General features: G+C 43.5%; 15 protein-coding genes and 1 riboswitch. Of the genes, 11 read left to right on the top strand and 4 right to left on the bottom strand.

Going from position 1 to position 19,083, the window contains the following annotated elements; all coding sequences use genetic code 11:
- Positions 1–36 precede the first annotated feature (36 nt).
- Positions 37–1,077 carry an NAD(P)/FAD-dependent oxidoreductase gene (locus tag NST74_RS20620; RefSeq protein ID WP_341114168.1) on the top strand — a complete coding sequence of 347 codons (1,041 nt, stop codon included), beginning with the start codon at positions 37–39 and terminating at the stop codon, positions 1,075–1,077.
- A gap of 604 nt (positions 1,078–1,681) precedes the next feature.
- On the opposite strand, the gene NST74_RS20615 is transcribed toward NST74_RS20620, so the two are convergent.
- Together NST74_RS20615 and NST74_RS20610 are read right to left on the bottom strand one after the other, a co-directional pair.
- Positions 1,682–2,707 (bottom strand): ABC transporter substrate-binding protein, encoded by a 1,026-nt coding sequence (locus tag NST74_RS20615; protein WP_341114167.1) that lies wholly within the window; start codon positions 2,705–2,707, stop codon positions 1,682–1,684.
- A gap of 103 nt (positions 2,708–2,810) precedes the next feature.
- Complete coding sequence (locus NST74_RS20610) at positions 2,811–4,397, bottom strand: AraC family transcriptional regulator (protein ID WP_341114165.1); 1,587 nt, start codon at positions 4,395–4,397, stop codon at positions 2,811–2,813.
- A 231-nt stretch (positions 4,398–4,628) separates the two neighbouring features.
- Here NST74_RS20610 and NST74_RS20605 point away from each other — a divergent pair, with 231 nt between their 5' ends.
- The 6 genes from NST74_RS20605 (at position 4,629) to NST74_RS20580 (ending at position 8,967) form a co-directional block, all read left to right on the top strand.
- On the top strand, positions 4,629–4,988 hold the full coding sequence (locus NST74_RS20605; RefSeq protein WP_042129701.1) for a (2Fe-2S) ferredoxin domain-containing protein: 360 nt from the start codon (positions 4,629–4,631) through the stop codon (positions 4,986–4,988).
- Positions 4,989–5,175: 187 nt separating this feature from the next.
- A complete protein-coding gene (locus NST74_RS20600; RefSeq protein WP_341114163.1) occupies positions 5,176–5,673 on the top strand; it encodes a hypothetical protein in 498 nt (165 codons plus the stop codon).
- 7 nt (positions 5,674–5,680) lie between these two features.
- Positions 5,681–5,833 (top strand): GNAT family N-acetyltransferase, encoded by a 153-nt coding sequence (locus NST74_RS20595; protein WP_341114162.1) that lies wholly within the window; start codon positions 5,681–5,683, stop codon positions 5,831–5,833.
- A 71-nt stretch (positions 5,834–5,904) separates the two neighbouring features.
- On the top strand, positions 5,905–7,059 hold the full coding sequence (locus NST74_RS20590; RefSeq protein ID WP_042129699.1) for an AI-2E family transporter: 1,155 nt from the start codon (positions 5,905–5,907) through the stop codon (positions 7,057–7,059).
- Positions 7,060–7,078: 19 nt separating this feature from the next.
- Positions 7,079–8,551 (top strand): carboxylesterase/lipase family protein, encoded by a 1,473-nt coding sequence (locus NST74_RS20585; RefSeq protein ID WP_341114159.1) that lies wholly within the window; start codon positions 7,079–7,081, stop codon positions 8,549–8,551.
- 23 nt (positions 8,552–8,574) lie between these two features.
- Complete coding sequence (locus tag NST74_RS20580; RefSeq protein WP_076121458.1) at positions 8,575–8,967, top strand: VOC family protein; 393 nt, start codon at positions 8,575–8,577, stop codon at positions 8,965–8,967.
- 63 nt (positions 8,968–9,030) lie between these two features.
- Here NST74_RS20580 and NST74_RS20575 read toward each other — a convergent pair whose 3' ends face one another.
- Entirely contained in the window at positions 9,031–10,533 is a 1,503-nt protein-coding gene (locus NST74_RS20575; protein ID WP_042132331.1) for an N-acetylmuramoyl-L-alanine amidase family protein, read from the bottom strand.
- A 207-nt stretch (positions 10,534–10,740) separates the two neighbouring features.
- Positions 10,741–11,931 (bottom strand): PstS family phosphate ABC transporter substrate-binding protein, encoded by a 1,191-nt coding sequence (locus NST74_RS20570; RefSeq protein WP_341114158.1) that lies wholly within the window; start codon positions 11,929–11,931, stop codon positions 10,741–10,743.
- A gap of 206 nt (positions 11,932–12,137) precedes the next feature.
- Positions 12,138–12,286, top strand: a riboswitch (FMN riboswitch).
- A 126-nt stretch (positions 12,287–12,412) separates the two neighbouring features.
- On the opposite strand from NST74_RS20570, the gene NST74_RS20565 reads away from it, so the two are divergent.
- The 4 genes from NST74_RS20565 to NST74_RS20550 all read left to right on the top strand — a co-directional run bounded on the left by NST74_RS20565 (position 12,413) and on the right by NST74_RS20550 (position 18,886).
- Positions 12,413–13,372, top strand: coding sequence for a DMT family transporter (locus tag NST74_RS20565; RefSeq protein WP_042129693.1), 960 nt, complete (start codon positions 12,413–12,415; stop codon positions 13,370–13,372).
- 336 nt (positions 13,373–13,708) lie between these two features.
- The gene (locus tag NST74_RS20560) at positions 13,709–15,421 is read left to right on the top strand and encodes a sensor histidine kinase (protein ID WP_341115939.1); all 1,713 of its coding nucleotides are present in this window, start codon (positions 13,709–13,711) and stop codon (positions 15,419–15,421) included.
- 11 nt (positions 15,422–15,432) lie between these two features.
- Positions 15,433–17,073: a response regulator transcription factor gene (locus tag NST74_RS20555; RefSeq protein WP_341115938.1), complete on the top strand. Its 1,641-nt coding sequence runs from the start codon at positions 15,433–15,435 to the stop codon at positions 17,071–17,073.
- A 109-nt stretch (positions 17,074–17,182) separates the two neighbouring features.
- Positions 17,183–18,886, top strand: a complete 1,704-nt coding sequence (locus tag NST74_RS20550) for a sugar ABC transporter (protein WP_341114155.1) — start codon at positions 17,183–17,185, stop codon at positions 18,884–18,886.
- The last annotated feature ends 197 nt before the right edge of the window (positions 18,887–19,083 follow it).

Genomic DNA, 19,083 nt, shown 5'->3' with positions numbered 1-19,083 from the left:
CAGAACATCGACAGAATATACTATTGGAGGGACATAATGAACAATCAACTGGAATTATACGATGTAACGATTATTGGCGGCGGACCTGCTGGGATGTATACAGCTTTTTATAGTGGTATGAGAGACTTGAAGACGAAGTTGATTGAAGCTAAAGATGAGCTTGGGGGAAGAATGCTTATATATCCTGAAAAAATGATCTGGGACGTAGGAGGCGTAACTCCGACGCTCTGTCATCAGCTGATTGGTCAGCTCAAGGAGCAGGCTCAGACCTTTGAACCAACTATTGTTCTGGGGCAGCAGATTCTAAATCAGGAGAGACAAGAAGATGGGACATATATCTTAACTTCGTCAACCGGTGAACAACACTGGACCCGCACAGTCATTTTGGCAATAGGCTACGGAATTCTACAAATGGCTAAGCTCGAAATTGAAGGTGCGGACCGTTATGAGGTGACGAATCTTCATTATACCGTTCAAGAGCTGGAGCCATTCCGTGGCAAAAGAGTGCTGATTTCCGGTGGAGGAGACTCCGCAGTAGACTGGGCGAATGAACTGGAGTCCATCGCAGCAAGTGTAACGATTGTGCATCGCCGTGAACAGTTTGGGGGGCATGAGAAAAATATTGTGCGGATGAAGGAATCTTCAGTCAATGTGCGCGTGCCGTATGCAGTAAGCCAATTACACAGCAGTAATGGAGAAACGATAGATCAAGTGACGATCCACCACATAGAGACAGGTGAAACAGAGCAATTTGAAGTGGATGCAGTGATCGTAAATCATGGTCTTAAGAGCGATTTTGGACCGTTAAAAGAGTGGGGCCTTGATATGGGTGAATGGTGTGCGAATGTATCGGATAAGCTGGAGACCAATCTCCCAGGCATATTTGCAGCCGGTGACTTTGTGGATTATACGAGCAAGGTGCGTTTAATTGCAGGTGCTTTCACGGATGCGGTTCTGGCGCTTAATAGTGCCAAGCTGTTCATAGATCCAACTGCGGCTAAAGTTGCTTATGTGTCATCTCACAATGAGCGGTTCAAGGAGAAGAATAAGGCGCTTGGCGTCGTTGACGACCATTAATACCGGTAACTTCTCAAGGAATAGAGTTGGAGTTTAGTGTTGAGCGTATAGGGTTTCTTATCCATTTCGAGCGGATAGAAGCCTTATGCGCCTTCTTTATATTTCAAGGTTGAAAGCCGGATGTTCTGGAAGGGAGAAGAAATGAAGCCCCCTTTTCTTAAACCCAGGTACGACTTATCAAATGAAAGAACCATCCTGATCTTGTACATGATGTCGCTTTTAAAGAAGGCTGGGCGTCCCTCTCACACGAAGTCATCCCAGAGTATCTAGGGGAAGCTGATTATATATTCCAAGGCTCCAGCCGTGGTGTAGAGCAGGATAAGATGGATGTACTAGACAGTCCTATTTAGAAAAACCTTCCCGCTGTGAAGGCCGGACATGTATTTAATTACGATGTCAAAACCTATTACTTCTCGGATGCTTATGCACTGGACAAGCAGCTTGATGAGATTGTAGCAGTGCTGAAGTCTTTTCAATAAGTTTAAATTCCATTTATGAGATAAAATCTCTTCAGAATGTAATGAGATCTTTGTAGGAATTATAGAAGAATAAAGGGATGTCCGCTAAGCCTCTATGGCTTCGGACATCCCTTTTTACTCTTGCATTATTTATTATTAATTAGCCAATCGGCGAGGTCTTCGGTCTGGGTTAATACCGCGATAGGGTCATAGTACCAGGAACGTTCTTCTTTCCATACATAGAGGTGTCCATTTTTGACAGCGGGAAGGTTGCCCCAGAATGAATCTGCCTTGTAATCCGCTTCAGTAAGGTTGTTGGAGGTTAAGATAATATAATCTCCGGCATACTTAGCAAGCGCTTCTTTTGAGATTTCCGCCCATTGCTTCTCCATAATCTCTGCTGCCACAGCTGTAGGCGGCTTGCGACCTAACGCCTGATAGATGGGTTGTCCACCTCTACCAAAGTTATCACCGTAGACCCAGATGGATTTCCCACCGTCTTCCATGATGGAGAAGGTTGCATCTGCCGGGAGGACCTTGTCCACTTTTGCTTTAGCTTCGGCTATCCGTTTGTCATAATCTGCAAGCCAAGTCTTTGCTTCTTGTTCCTTTCCAAGGAGCTCTCCGAAATAGGTTAATTCTGCATGAGCATCCTTTAGATCCCCGTAAGGCACAATGATGGTAGGGGCAATTTTGCTAAGCGTTTCATAGCTTTCTGCTTGTCCCGAAATTATCAAGTCAGGATTTAGTGCGATGATTTTTTCTGGTGACATTTTACCGTACGCTCCTGTGTCTGCAACACCGGTAAGAGCCTCCTTATAATACATATTTTCTAGGGTCAAACCTGGAGCTCCGATTGGAATAGTATCAAGTGCTATTAGACTTCCCAAGTATTCCTCAGCGACAATTCGTTTAGGATGAACAGGGATTTCAACATCACCTTTTACGGTATTTACTGTTTTGACAGTAGGGGTTTCAGCACTTTCTGCTTCTTGATTCTTTTCGGTTGGTGTTTGGGTTGCTGCTGAATTACTTGTGTTGCTGGTACCGCCTGTATTCTCCACCGAAGTATTGGAATTTCCACAAGCTGAGATGACTAGAATTAACGTCAGCATGAGGGGAAATAGAAGCCAATGATTCCGTTTGGTAGTGTTCTTTTGTAGATTATGCAATTTGTTGTTCCTCCTATGGTAATTGATTATCATTCTCAATAAAAACTTTACAATCTTCTCTGGGTATTTACTATGGACGAATATGATCTTTGGTTGTGCATATTTATGATGTCATCACACGTAGCAATTCTTGTAGCTGTGCTTGAGAAGACAATGGATCAAATCCATAGAACATGTCCGCTTGGTTCAGAATGTATACCCGGTTGTTACGAACTGCATCTAATTGCTTCCAAGTACGGGAATGCAGAAGGCGAGTGAGGCGATTTCTTCCCTCTGATGATGATGGAATGCTAGTGATAATAATATAGTCTGCAGGATAGTTTCCGATTTCCTCAATAGATGAAACAAGATACCCGGAATCCATTATTCCGTTCTCCATAATGATGGCTGGTGGTTTGAATCCAAGATCTCCGTATAAAATCTGGCAACCCCTTCCGTAACTGCTACTGAAACAATACGCTGCTCGGGAACTAAGCTCCCAAACGATGGCTGTCCCTCTTTCCGATCCTATCGAATGGTTCAGTTTCTTATTGGCAGCATGGCAGAGCCCATCGTAATGACCTAACCATTTCTCTGCTCGCTCCCGCCGATTGACTACATCGGCGATCAAACCAAATTGCTCTCTCCAGCTCATTTGCATAAAGGGGAGTTCAATAACCGGAGCAACAGGAGTCAGGAGCTTATTCTCAGGAATACTGTAGCTGATAATGACATCTGGCTCTGCTGAGGCTACCGAATCGAATAGGAGGGAAGAACTACCTTCGCTCATTATTAGTTGTTTGGAAGGTGGAACTTGCTCCAAGCTCCGTTGCCAATCGGAATAAACGCCGAGTTGAGGCATAATTTCCAGTACCCGTAGGATAGCCGTGTGATTGTAGTTCAAGGCTACAATTTTTTTGTTCATGTGCTGATAAGCTGTAGGTGAAATACCGACAAGTTGCTTGAATTTACGGCTCAGATAAGACCCTTCTTCATAACCAACCTCGTGGGCTAGAGTTGTTAGATTTGGGGAACTTGTGAGGATTCGTTGCTGCGCTTTACGGATTCTTAACAGAGTAATATAAGCACTAAAAGTTTGACCCATGATTTTACGAAAGGTACGAGAGAAGTGTTCGGGGCTTACTCCAGCTAACGTAGCCATCTGCTCCCGAGTGATATCTTCATTGTAATGAGCTTCTATGTATTCAAATACAATTTCAAGCCAGCTTCCTGATCTCTCCTTTTTTGTAGCCAGTTCCTGATAAAGCTCCGTAATGAATTGAGTGAACAGCTGCTGAACCTTAAACGGTTTTCGATCATCTGGTTCTATCCAAGCACTGTAAAGCTCACCGGACAGTGCCAACAATTGTGTGGAAGCGGGGTCTAATGTGGAGCTGACAGTTAGAAAATAATCCTCTTGCCTACGATTGGCTATGGTGGTGTACTCTATCCATATTCCCTGTAACTGTAGCTCTGTTTCCAGCTTCAAATCTGAAGATACGCTAAAAGTAAGGATACTTCCGGGTTTGACGCTGTGAAGCTCACCATCTATCTCAAGCTGACCTATGCCTTCCCAGACAATCATAATAATGGAGTTAGCTGCTGGGATGTTATCGGTTAGGAAGTGTGAGAGGCCTGTTAGACTACTAATCTTGACAGGCATATAAAAAGGATGGGAATGATGTGGCATCCCGCCGGACTGGATGGGCATGTTAGATATCGCTCCCTTTTTTCAATGATAATCATTCTCAATTATAGTATACCAGTCTTTCTTTCTATTGACTATAATGGTGCTTATGATAGTGTTTAGAATAATCCGCTAACAGAATTATGTTAACGAATAAGAAAGTATATATTGGAGCCCCGCAAAGTACCTGAGTATGCATCGAAGCAAAGGCTCACTTTGTGGGGATATTTTAGGCATGAAAGGAATGGGGATTTCATGACAACTTGGAATTTACAAGGAACCGTAAGTCATTTGTTGATATGTAATGGTAGCAGCTGCAAGAAACACAAAGGTGAGGAAGTAGCTGAAGCGATAGAAGATGAGATTGAGAAGCAAGGTGCACAGAGTCTTATTCATACGACGGTAACTCGTTGTAATGGTAGATGTTCAGATTCCTGCGTTGTGATTGCATACCCTGAAGGGGTTTGGTATAAAGAGATCACTCCCAAATTAGCGAAGTCGTTAGTACGTAAGCATTTACAGGGTGAGAAACTTGAAGATCATCTACTGTATACATATGATGGTCAGCTGATTGCAGTGGATGACAAGGGAGCTAAAGGGAAGAAGAAAAAATAGCCGTCCATAAATGAAGCTTGGAAGCAAGGGGAATTCATAGGATATAAGGTTGGAACACCGCCAAAGCGCTGGCGGTTTTTTTGTCTTTTCAGGAGGGCAATGCCGTTCCTTTTTGTTCAGCCCGGGATTATGCTTGAATGAAAGAAAGATCTAGGGGGAATAGACATGTTTAAGAGGTTTACTGTGAATGATCTTGTTCTGGATCTCACAGGATATGGGACTGGAACAGAGAGGAGATTTGATACAGAAGCTAGTCGAATATGTGAAGGATCATGACTTTCCAGGCGTGTCAGGTGAGCCAGAAACGGCACAGTTATTTGCGGAAGCTTTTTGTGAATTTCATGAGAAAATTTTTCATACATATATGATGCTTGAGGCTTATCACTGCTTAGTGGTAAAGAAGCCCGCAAATGTTGAAGGATACTTACGACTTGCGACTGAAGAATACATTACTACGATTGCAGAATTCATGGCAGGCTTCTCAGAGGATGCTTTTGGCAAACCTGTTCAGCCTGAATTGCTGTTCCAAATGGCTAAAGAGGCTGCTAGCTCAGGGAGGTTGTATCTATGGGGTGTAGATGATATCCCAGTCTCTATGGCTAACATCGCTCACCAGACTTCGAGACATGCTCGAATAATTGAAGTATATACGCTTCGCGCTCATCGAAAAAAAAGGGTATGCTAGCGCAATCGTGGCAGAAATATGTTCACAATTGCTCCATGAAGAGGGAACACCAATGCTTTATGCGGATGCCAAAAACCCGGATTCCAACAAAGTATATCAATCGATTGGTTTTGTGGAGGCGGGCAGAATCGCGGACATCAAATTTGACTTGCGCCCCTAACGTTGACTATGCTATTAAAAAGTGAATAAAATAACACTTCATATAAGGTGGCGCATGGGGGAGAGGGTACGATGGAGAGGCTGCAGGTGTGGCCGGAGAAGTTTAAAAAGTTTTTTCTGAACAATAAATTTGTAGTAAGCTTACTTATTTTATTGTTAACTGGGTTAACTATCCTAGTGTTCTCAAAGATACCGTTTATTTTCACGCCTATATCTGTATTGCTGCACACAGTGGCTGCACCATTGTTACTATCGGGTATCGCTTATTACTTGCTAAATCCGCTAGTAGACCGAATGGAAAAAAGATTCAGGATGAAACGTGTATATGCAATCATCATTCTTTATCTGATAATTGCGGGCATCATCACGCTGATTCTGGTCATGGTGATTCCAATTCTTCGAACGCAATTATCTGGTTTGATCGACGATTTTCCAAGGTATAGTGATTTGATTCAGGAACGGTTTATGAACCTGACAGGCAGCGAATTCTTTGGTCAAGTACAAGATAGTATAGGAACCAACCTAAGTGAAATTACCAGTAAAATTACGGCTTGGGGCACTTCTTTTCTGAATAATGCACTAACAGGTGTAGGGAGCTTCGTCGGAGCCGTTACGGAGATTGTGCTGGCGGTGGTAACAACACCGTTTATTCTATTCTACTTGCTTCGTGATGGAAAAAGATTGCCGGATTACATTTTGAAATTTGTACCTACCGCGCTGCAGCCGCAAACTCGGATGGTAATGTCGGAAATGAACGCCCAGGTATCTTCCTATATTCGAGGACAAATTATAGTAAGCTGCTGTATTGGTGCGCTGCTCTATATTGGCTATTTGATTATTGGTCTGGAGTATTCACTTGTTCTTGCCATTGCCGCTGCTTGTACAGCAGTTGTTCCTTATTTGGGTCCGGCAATTGCTATTACACCGGCATTAATTGTGGCTATGGTCACTTCACCATTTATGCTGCTGAAGATGATCATCGTCTGGACGGCTGTACAGCTGATTGAAGGGAAGTTTATCTCTCCGCAAATTATGGGCAAGACCCTGAAGATTCATCCGATCACGATCATTTTTGTGATTATTTTTGCCGGAAAAATGTTCGGCATTCTTGGTATTATCCTTGCAGTTCCTGGTTACGCGGTACTCAAGGTCGTATTTACACATATTTTTCAATGGTTCCGGTTCCAGTCCGGATTGTATAAGCAGATTGAAGAGAATAAGGAATAACGTGGAAGGGTGAAATGTAATGGTAGGACCGATAGCAGTAACCTCTTACGGTAAGCTTCAAGGACGAGAGGAGGGTGGCGTGAACGTTTGGCGTGGAATCCCTTTTGCCGCTCCGCCAGTTGGAGGGCTTCGATTTCGTGCGCCGCAGCCACCAGAAGCTTGGAGCGGAATTAGAGATGCTTCTGAATTTGGTCCAGTTAGCCATCAGCCAGCGGATAAGAAAGGTACGCGTTTCGGCGGCTTAACGCCTCGTCATGCTGAGGATTGTTTATACTTAAATGTATGGTCACCTGCGTCCCAAGTCGAGGTACTTCCTGTAATGGTCTGGATTCACGGGGGGACATTTGTGACTGGTGCGGGTAGTCAGCCACAGTTTGACGGCACTAGCTTCGCGGAGCACGGGAATGTGGTCTTGGTGACGATTAATTATCGATTGGGACCGTTTGGCTTTATGCATCTGTCTTCACTTGGTGACGGATTTGCTTCAAATCAAGGCTTGCTGGATCAAATTGCCGCACTGGAATGGGTAAAGCTTAATATTGCCGCCTTTGGAGGCGACCCGCAGCGAGTCACGGTATTCGGAGAATCAGCTGGCAGTATGAGTATCGCCGCACTATTGGCTATGCCTGCTGCGAAGGGATTATTTGCAGGGGCGATTATGCAAAGTGGAGCTGCTCAAACGTTGCCAAATCGGCAAGGAAAAGATATTGCAATAGCACTACTTACTGAACTAGGTATTTCTCCTAAGGGAGATACTAGCTTACTTAATACATTCTCAGCGGAACAAATTATTGAAGCAGCCACAAGAATGACCATTAAATTAACGGGTGGTTCAATAGGCATGTTATTTCAGCCTGTTATTGATGGGGATACGCTTCCCCAAGATCCTGCGCAGGCTGTAGCGTTAGGATCGGCGCAGGGTATCCCATTGTTGATAGGAACCAATCGAGATGAGGGTAATTTATTTTTCAGGGGAGAAACACCTGGTGCAGATTTTGATGAATCGCTCAAGGCGCTGGAGCAGATGATGGGAACTGGAAGTTTAGCGGAGGTTGCCAGTCACTATTCTTCTACATGGGAGGGACAGGCAGAGATTCTAACGGATCTTTATTTCTGGGGAACCTCCATATCCTTAGCAGAGAATCAATTGGCCCATGCGCCTGTCTGGATGTATCGTTTTGATGGGACAGTTCCTGGTCATCCACTGTTAAATAAGGCAGTACATGGTGCGGAAATTGCCTATGCTTTTAACAATCTGTCTCATGTAACTCGCTTGGGTGCGGAAATTACACCGGCGATGCAAAAATTGGCTGACAGTATGCATGCGGCATGGATTGCCTTTGCTCATCGAGGAAACCCAGCTACAGCTGAGCTATCATGGCCTGAGTATACGCTGGAAGAACGTGCAACTTTGATCTTTGATGAAGAGATGCGAGTGACTAAAGATCCCGATTCAGAGAAGCGCAAGAGAATTGTCTCTATCTTGGTGTGAGAAGTTTGAGGGGATGAATGAGGATGAAGGTCCAAGGATTTAATCATGTGACGGTAAATGTGAGTGATTTATCACGTTCGTTGAATTTCTATACAGGTATTTTGGGTCTTCAGCTAATCCACAAGGGAAATACAGATGCCTATCTGGAATGGGGAAGCGCGTGGATTTGCCTCATCGAAAACCCTGAATTTACCAAATCCATAGATAGTGTAATTGGGATAGACCATATTGCCTTTAGCATAGCGGAGGAACATTTCGAGGAAGCTGTTCATATATTGCAAGCCCACGAAGTGCGATTGATCAGGGGACCTGTTAAACGGGGAGTTGGCTGGACGGTTAACTTTCTCGACCCAGACGGTATACAGCTGGAGCTGCATACCTCCAATCTAAAAGAACGAATGGGCGTTTGGAAATAACAAACAAGAATAAACAGACAGGGGAGCTTCTCAGCCAAGAATGGCTAATGGGCTCCCCTTTTTTTATCGACCTAAATATTCCTTGATCCCTGAAACTACGGCACTCGCTACTTTGTTCTGAAAGTCTGCGGTGTAGAGTAGGGCTTCATCCTTGGTATTACTTAAGTAACCACATTCTAATAGAATGGCAGGCATTTTAGTTTCTCTTGTTACATGATAATTCGCTTGACGAACCCCTCGATCCTGAAGACCGGTAGCGACTGAGAGATATTTATGAACGGTTTGAGCGAATAACAAGCTATCATTACGCGTGTAGTAGGTCTCTGTGCCGCTAGGGTTGCTCTTACCACCCACCGGGATACTATTGGCATGAACAGAGATGAACAGATCAGCCTTTACCTTATTGGCCAGGTTAGATCTATCCTGCAGAGTCGGGTATGTATCATCACTTCGAGTGAGCACAACCTCGATATTTGGCTCTTTCTTTAGTAATTCTGCAATTTTCAATGCTGTTGGTAAGGTGAAATCTTTCTCTTTAAGCTTGTTAACACTTGAACTCCCTGGATCTTTCCCACCATGTCCTGCATCAATGACAATTACCTTCTTATCTGTGTTGCCGGTAGCTGGCGGAGACGTTGTAACCGGCACTTCAGGTAAGGTGGTTTCAGGAGTTGTAACGCTAGTCCCATTTAGATCCACTATAATAAGTCCATCGTTAGCATTTATCAAGCTATAGCTGTTAGGGCTGTTCAGATCAATAACGATCCGGATCGTAGATGGAGAACTACTGAATAATGAATAACGAATGGTTGAGACATTAGGATATTCGGCAATCGTCAACTGTCCACTTTGGTTTTTTCCGACGGAAAGGTTCTGATGAAAGCTGTCGCCAAAGCTGGTGTTTGGTAAATCTACGACAATCCGGTCCTTATCTGTCATAGTGAATACACTAGGTGTTACACTACCGTTCACCGCAAGGATTAGTTTGTTATCGACGAAGCTAAGATTAGTGAGTGCTGTAGTCGATGTATCTCTGTCAGTTGCTGTGTTACCATTGGATCCGTTATTGGAGGGTGCGGTTACAGATGTATCTGGAACTGTAGTTTCTGCATCGTCTCCGCCAATCTCGGGTGCTGGAGAAGTTAAATATACCGTTTTAGTAACATTATCCCAACCGACAGTGGTTCCTGTCTGCTCTCCAACGAATCTTAAAGGTACGAGGGTTGTGCTACCGCTGAGAAACGGAGGGTTGTCCAATTTTACTTGTTTCCCTGAAGCTTCTGCCATCGCATTATTCACAATAAGCTTTAATGTAGTTCCTTTTTGCTCAATGATTGCAGTCTTGGTCACGTTATCCCATTTCACGGTATAACCAAGCTGCTCCGCAACGAGGCGAAGTGGAACCATCACGCTTCCATTTACAATTTGAACCTGTGCGTCTTTTGAAATCTCAAGATCATTGCCGTCTAGATTGATGTGTGTTTCTGCAGAGCCGGCATAACCAGTTCCTGGATGAACTAGCACCAACAAAAGCAGCAGTAACGCCAAAAAACCAAACTTCTTCATCTGCAATCCCTACCATCCCCGTTTCTTGGTTTCTAGCAATTCTTACTTTTTCTTCCTTTGATGCAGTTTGGGCTTATATAAATCTTAAACGACAATAGTTTCCAAAAGTTGCGCTCTTTTAGAGTGGAAAAGGAAAAATTTCGGTATAAAATGCAAAAAGAGAGCTTTCCCAAACATTTGGGCTAGCTCTCTTCCCCTAAGAATATTTTATTTTATAGAGGTATAACCAGTTTTCTCTACCAATTCCTGACCCTCAGCAGATTGAATCCAATCTAGAAAGGGCTGGATATTTGGGTTATCACTTCCAGCTGTTACAGCATAAAACTCTGTAGCCAAAGGGTATTCTCCATTGCGAATACTCTGCTTGTCGGGTGTTACACCATCTACGGCTAGTAGTGTAATTTCCCCGCTTTGATTCATTTCCGAGGCATAGAATAAGAAGCTGTAACCGAGTGCGTTTTTATAATTGCGATAGCTGGAGGTTTGTTGAATGATTCCGCTCATAATATCTGCCACATCTTCCTTAGGTGGTGTCATAAGCGGAGTGTCCCCCATAAACTTTTGCAGCATCGTCTGGCTCCCACTATCCTCTGGTCGTTGAAAAGCGCGAATTCGGTTATTGGCGCCCCCTACATCTTTCCAATTGGTGATCTCACCCGCGTAAATATCTTTGAGCTGAGCGGTGGAAAGTCCAGTTACGTCATTTCGTTTATTTACAAAAAATACGAATGCCTCACGGCCGATCGGTGTGAGGTTCAGCTCGACACCTTTTAGTTTTGCTTGTTTCTGCTGTGCGAGAGAAGGAGCCGCAACAAAAATGATATCCGTCTCACCTTCAATTAGTCTTTTGTAAGCTTCGGGCGTGCTGCTGCAAATCACTTGGCTTTTTTGAAAATCATATGCATTATAGCTGCCCTCAGGATAAGCAGATTGCACAAAAGCTGAATAGAGTGGGTAAAGTGCGGTTGCGCCATCCAATTTTGGTAGGTTGCTATCGATACGATATGTAGAAGGTTTATCCAAATTGACTGCTTTGGTATTCTCGGCAAAAGGTTCGTATTGTACCAGATTAACTTCTCGATCATCGACCGTGGCAATACTGTTGATATATGCTTGTTTGATCTCATATCCTGCGGTTACGAGCACACTAAGTCCGAGGATGGATAACAATACAATTTTGCTTGTTCTTCGGGATAACACATTAAATATAAGGAGTACAACATAAATAGCTATCACCACAGATAAAATCGCCACAAGTGGAGTATAAAACATTAGTCCCCCGTAAAGTGCGGTAATTATCGAACCTATAAATCCTAAAAAAGCTATGACTCCGACAGCAAAAAAGGAGAACAATAACTTCGTCCAGAATGACTCCTTCATCCAAAATGATTCTTTCATAACAACCTCCTTGTACCTATTGTTAAAGTATGGAAATAACATAATTTCATTATACAGTAGCTTTTTGGATGAAACAGTAGAATAATATCGAAAGAATATGTAATAAAAAGCTGTAATACATGAAAGATTTATGTATATTTTCATAAAGTACTGGACGAATGGCAAGAAGAGGTTTATTCTGAGATTGTGAAAAAAACAACGGAATACAAGATTCTCGGGGTAGGGTGAAATTCCCAACCGGCGGTAATGTTCAAAGCGAACTGAGCCCGCGACTCACTTGTTCTGCTTGCAGAGAAGTGACTGATCTGGTGTAACTCCAGAGCCGACGGTAAAGTCCGGATGGGAGAGGATCATAAGATAAAGGCGCTAGGAGTCTATCCTGTACGTCTTTATTGATAATGCCCCCGAGTCGACCTTTTGTGGTGATTCGGGGGTTTTTGGTCTCTTATCGAGGGTTTGTATCGACAAGGAGAATGGAATTATGAGTAATGTAACAGCTTCATCATCAGCTAATAAGGTAAGCAGCACGTCGCCGTTACGCAGTGGTTTTTGGCTCGTTGTGTTCGGTGCAGCACTATGGGGCGTTGATCCGCTCTTTCGTATTATCCTCTTAAAATCTTTGACCTCATCGCAAATTGTTCTTTTGGAGCATGTGGTGCTTTTCTTGGCTGCTTCCCCTGTTCTTTGGCGTCACCGGGCGGAGTTAAAAGGCATTGGATTTCGCCAGATTGGAGCTTTGCTAATTGTTTCCTGGGGAGGTTCTGCCGGGGCAACCATTCTATTTACAATGGCTCTTTCCAGTGGGGACTTGAATGCAGTACTGTTGCTGCAAAAGCTTCAGCCGATATTCGCTATCGGTCTTGCAGCCTTAATTCTTAAAGAACGTCTGCCTAAAAATTTCGGAATCCTCATAACTGTGGCACTGGTAGGAACCTATCTATTAACCTTTGGCTGGAGTATTCCATTTGGACATGTGAATAACTTTATCGGTGTTAGCAGTTTGATGGCTTTAGGAGCCGCTGCACTGTGGGGTGGATCTACAGTAATGGGTCGTTACCTGCTTGGGTCTATGAAATATGAGACAGTGACTTCCCTGAGATTTATATTGGCGCTGCCTTTGCTCTTCGTGATTACCACACTAGAAGGAGCTCCTTGGCAGATTAATGGCGGGTTTGGCGCATCTGCTGCCATAGCTATAAATTTGTTGCTGCAAGCTTTGCTTCCAGGACTACTCAGTATGTTAATGTATTACAAAGGGCTCAGCACTACCAAAGCATCCTTCGCTACATTGGCTGAACTAAGCTTTCCGATGACAGGAGTAATTATTAACTGGATCGTATTCCAGCAGCTCGTCACCCTACCGCAAATTATCGGGTTCGCGTTGATCTGGACCGCTTTATTCTTTATATCGAGTCAACAAACTAAACCGCAAACACTCTGAACAAACTCTCAATGAACAGATTGTACTATATAAAGGGATGACTGGAATGCCTAGAGGCTTTCAGATCATCCCTTTTTGTATGTCTTCACCGTACATTCGACTGCAAAAACTGCAGAAATGTTTCTTACGTAGCATATAGCGTAATAATTTAAGCCTTTACAATAGAGAGGACGATAACAGTACTTGAACAGGAACTTGCCTGTCTACCTCATTTTTTAGGGAGAAATTGATCTATGCGTTCAGGAAGATTATTTGTACAATAGAGGCTATGACATTTGAGTCGGAGTGTGAAGGAAAGTGTATAGATATAATTTATTTACCAAAATCGTGAGTATCATGGTTATCATGCTAATTCCAATTACGATCCTCTACTTTTATTCCAACAAGACGACCACGGATGTGCTACGTACGGAGTTAAATACTTCGAACAGCAATCAGCTGAGTTTTTTTCAGAATCAAGTAGAGAGCAACATGGAACTATTGTCATCTTGGCCGATCCTGCTAATTCATGATCCTGATATTTTGAGCCTAAAGGATACTTATTTGAAGGGAACGCATTTGAACCTGGATGCGATAAACCTGATCAAGCGGATTCAGACCAAAATCAGTATCCAAGAAAGCTCCTCCAACTGGAAGAGTAAATTGTATCTATATTCACCGTCCATCCATCGAATGGTTTCAGAGAATGATGCAATACCGTATTCGGATGAGGATCTAAAGCGGGAAGTAAAGTCAGGCTGGCATGTTGAGAAGATCGCTGAGCAGGATGGCGACCATTTTGTATTCTCTTGGTTTTCTTTTACACCCTTTATGTCAGAGTTCTCTCCTGAAAAGGTCAATACGATTATGAAGGTGGAGTTCGACAGCCGTAACATCGAAGATATGCTGGATAAATTCAAAAGTGATGGCAGGAGAGATCCCTTTTATTATAAACAGGGTACTGGACTTATCTTTAACCGCAGTGCCGACAAGCTGCTAGCAGAAGAGTTGGTAGAAAGGCTGGAACAAGATCAGCTGAGGCAGAGCGAGAATCGCACTGTGAACATAAAAGGTGAGTCCTACAGTGTGAACATCGTCTATTCGGATAAAATGGGCTGGTATTTAATCGATTATATGCCGCTGTCAGAAATACTGCATCCGATTCAGACATCCAACCGCTTATTCTATTTTGCTATTGGTGCATTGTTATTAATGAGCTGTCTCGTAGCCTATCTATTATATGTTCAGGTGCAAGTGCCCGTTAGGTTGTTGGTTGGAGGTTTCCAGAGGCTGAAGCAAGGGGACTACTCAACGCGGGTGGAAATCAAAGGGAAGAATGAGTTCAGCTTCCTATCCGGACGGTTTAACAGTATGGTAGAACAGATTCAGATGCTGATAGAGAACGTGTTAATGGAAAAAATTCATGTTCGAGAAGCTAGATTAAAGCAGCTTCAATCTCAGATTAATCCGCATTTCTTCTATAATTGCTTCTCATTTATTACAAGTATGGCCAAGCTCGATAATATGGGTGCTGTCGTTGGGATGTCGCATAATTTATCCCGTTATTACAGATATACGACTCGCCAGGAACGTGATTTAGTCGCTTTATCCGAAGAAACGGAATTTGTGACTCACTATCTGGAGATCCAAAAAATGAGGATGAGTAGACTTCAGTATGAAGTTCATATCCCGCAGCAAATGCGGAAAAGAGATCTTCCACCACTGGTGCTTCAACCTTTAGTTGAGAATGCAGTGATTCATGGGATAGAGCCTGTCTCTAAAGAGGGGCTGGTGCGAATTACGGGCTCATGTAACGGAAGAGTCATGGTACTAACGGTTGATGATGACGGAATAGGCATGACCCCGGAGGAGATTATCGAATTAGAAAACAAGCTAGGCAAGGCGATGGATGAAGAAATGGGCTGCGGGCTTTGGAATGTGCATCAGAGAATGCGGCTGCGTTTTGGTGAGGATGCAGGGTTGACTATTGCACCATCACCACTCGGTGGATTACAGGTTAAACTTCAGTGGTTATTACCCCTAACTGACAATAATACGGATGACATCTAGGAGGGAATATGATGATAGAGATATTGTTAGTCGATGATGAGCCCTATGTAACGGAAAGTCTGGCCCGCACGATTCCATGGGACGAGATTGGTGTAAAGCAGGTACATCAGGCGGCGTCAGGTGCTGAGGCACTGGATATCTTGGAGCAGCAGGACATAGATATCATGGTTACAGATATTTCTATGCCGGGGATGTCCGGGTTGCAATTAATTGAAACGGTAAGCGAGAGATGGCCGGATATCCGGTCAATTCTGCTGACAGGTTATTCTGATTTTCAGTACGCTAAGAAGGCGATTCAGCTACAGGCCTTTGATTATATTTTGAAGCCAGTCAGTGATGAGGAGTTTATTAAAAGTATCTCCGGAGCGATTGAATCTCTAAAAGACGAATGGGAGGCACATGATAAATATCATTTGCTACTCTATAATCGCAAGGCCGATTACAGTGTCTTGCGGGCGAATTTGATGCATGAATTACTTCTTGGCAGAGTGCTGTCTGAGCGGACACTTGCCTTAAAGCTTAAAGAATATGAAATCTCATTCGAATCGGATGTTGAAGCGTCGATGTTATTGATTCAGCTGGGTAAACACTATGCTGCAATGGATCATCATTCAGTCTCCTTAATGGAATATGCCATCGGCAATATTGCCGAGGAGCTCTTCAAGGAGCAGTTCCATGTCTGGTTCTGCAAAGCACCACATGATTGTTTGATTTTGCTTGTGGAACTGAAGCCAGTTATCCAGCGGGAGTTAGAGAAGTCGAATAATTACGATGCAGCGAGACAACATATCCTTAAGTCAGCGATAGCTAATTTCAGAACTAGTGTTAGCAATTATCTAAAGGGTGAGATTTCACTTATCGTAACGGAGTGGTTTGCTTTCCCCGAAGGGATGACGGCTGCCTATCGAAGTGGCCTAAGTTCTATGTATTTGACAACACATAATGAAACAGGCTCGGTACTTTATCTGGAGGACCGTCATCTTCAGGAAATGATGAGTATTAAATCGCTCGAAAGCCTTTATCGTCCGCCAACGCTCATTCATTTGCTGGAATCTAAACAATGGGATACAGCCCGGCAGAAGATCGCGGATGTGTTCCGAGATATGGAGAATGCACGCTTTTCAAGTGAGCATCTGTATGAGGTCTTTTTGTCCATTACCAATGCGTTCATGTACATTGCTCATAAAGGGGGGCAATTCATCTCGCAAATCGACCAGTATGCGTTCGACCCAATGCTGACCCAGAGCATTATTGTTTCTTTTGACAAGCTGAAGGACTGGGCGTTTGATATGCTTAACAAGCTTCAAAAGGAACTCTCAGAAAGTGATCAGAATACGAAAAGTTACATTATTAAGCAGGTGCATGAGCTGGTGGGAAACCATTCTGGGCATGATCTGTCGGTCAAGACGATAGCGGATCATGTATATCTGCACCCTGTATACTTATCTAAAATATATAAAGCAGAGACAGGAGAAGGACTCGGAGACTATATTATCCGCATGCGGATGGAACGTGCACTATACCTGCTTAAGAACACTAACAAAAAAATCTATGAAATCACTACTGAACTTGGATATCAGAATCCGCAATATTTCAGCAAAATGTTCAAAAAGCACTACAATATGACACCAAATGAATTTCGTGACGGATAGAGAGGTTGAGAAAGGTGCAGAAACCTTGTTTAAATGACGTATTCGACATCATCTCTGTTCCCTATAATTAAGTCATAACCAACACTTAAGGAATCTAAGGGGGAACAAAATGAGCGCGATGAAGAAAAAGAGATGGCTACCGCTCCTGTGTATGAGTATGCTTTTGGTAGGTAGCCTTGCAGGTTGCTCGAGCAATAATGCTGCTGATGGAAAGAATACAGCTGGTGATACGACCACAAATACAACTTCAAATTCTGAAAACGCCTACAAGGATAAATATGATCCTGAGGTAACTATTACAACAGTATGGGGTGTTGACCCTGAGCTTAAATTCAAGAACGGGGAAAGCATTGAGAATAACGTAGCTACAAAGTGGACAAAAGAAAAGTTCGGCATCAACATTAAATCACTTTGGTCCATCACTGATACGAATGGTGCATTTGGAACCAAGCTGCGCCTGTCGATGTCATCAGGTCAGGAAATGCCTGATGTTGTAACCATTGGTACAGGTGATAGCACGATTGCTCAGGATTTGATCGATTCCGGTATGTATGCTGAAGTGGGAACGTTGTTCGATAAATACGCTTCAGCTACTTGGAAAGAAGCCATGGCACAGGATCCTAACGTATGGAACCAATACAGCCGCGATGGCAAAAGAATGGGTCTACCTGTACTCGATTACGCGTACAACCATGATTACATTCTTTGGATCCGCCAAGATTGGCTGGACAAGCTGAATATGCAAGCACCTAAAACGATCGATGAGCTAGAAAAAGTTATGGATGCATTCAAGAATCAGAACCCTGATGGCTTGGCACCAGATAAAGTAACTCCACTTAGTATCGGCTTTAAGACATCAATGAACACTTGGATGGGCGATCCTTCCTGGATCTTCGGTGCTTACGGAACGCTTCCACAGCAATGGAATCTTGATGCTGATGGTAAACTGGAATACGGCTCTGTAAATGCGGGAATGAAGCAAGGGCTGGAAAAAATGAAGGAATGGCTCGCAAAGGGATATATTCCTCAAGAAGCAGCACTATGGGATGAGAACAAAACAGCTGAACCAGCAGTGGCAGGTACGGCAGGTATTCTCCCAGGACCTTACTGGATGAGCGGTTGGCCGCTTCAGGATACTGTGAAGAACGCTCCGGATGCTGTATGGGCTCCAATTGAAATTCCAGCGGGACCAGATGGTAAAGTTATGCGTCACGGTACACAGTTCACCAACGGTGTAACGCTGATCAGCACTAAGATGAAAAATCCAGAAGCATTCTTTACCTATCAAAACTATCTGTTCGATAACTTCGCTGATCCAAAGCCTGGTAGCGAGCTGGATAACGGTCTCTTCGCAGGCTATGACTATGAACTGGATGCAAACGGTAAGATGATTGACAATGATAAAATTGCTGGTGGTTATGTGAACAGCGTTCGTTATATGCTGGTTCGTGACGGTGCCCGGATTCCGGATGCCCAAATGAAAGCCCTGCTGAACCTCGCAGATGGCGGAGAACCAACCACTCGTCTGGAGAAAGATGTAGCTGTAAACTATGGTAAGGATACTCCTGCAGCTGCAAAGGTTCTGTTGGCGCAAGAGGATAAATCCTTCAAGAATATGTTCACAGGTCCTACTACTGAAACTATGAAATCGAAGATGGATTATCTGAACAAGATCGAGAACCAAACGTTTAATGAAATCATCTATGGCAATAAACCACTAGAAGCTTTCGATACCTTCGTAGCGACCTGGAAATCAGGCGGTGGAGACCAAATCACCAAAGAAGTAAATGATTGGTATGACAGCGTAAAATAATGCTCTGATATGGGTATAAGTAGCACCATTCGGGACTGTTTCCTCGGCTTTTTATTAAGCTGTAGGAACGGTCCCTTTTTGCGTTAGTGGCTATTTGAAAAGGTGTACATTAGCATCAAATTCTAAGTGGTAAAGAGATTGGTTTTGTACCATATATATTGGTTTTGCTCGCTATTTGGTGAATCCTGTCGTTGCTA

The sequence above is a fragment of the Paenibacillus sp. FSL F4-0125 genome, assembly GCF_038008565.1.
Classification (GTDB): Bacteria; Bacillota; Bacilli; order Paenibacillales; family Paenibacillaceae; genus Paenibacillus_AQ.
Note: the sequence above shows the minus strand (reverse complement) of the source record. Positions and strands in the feature narration are given on the sequence as shown.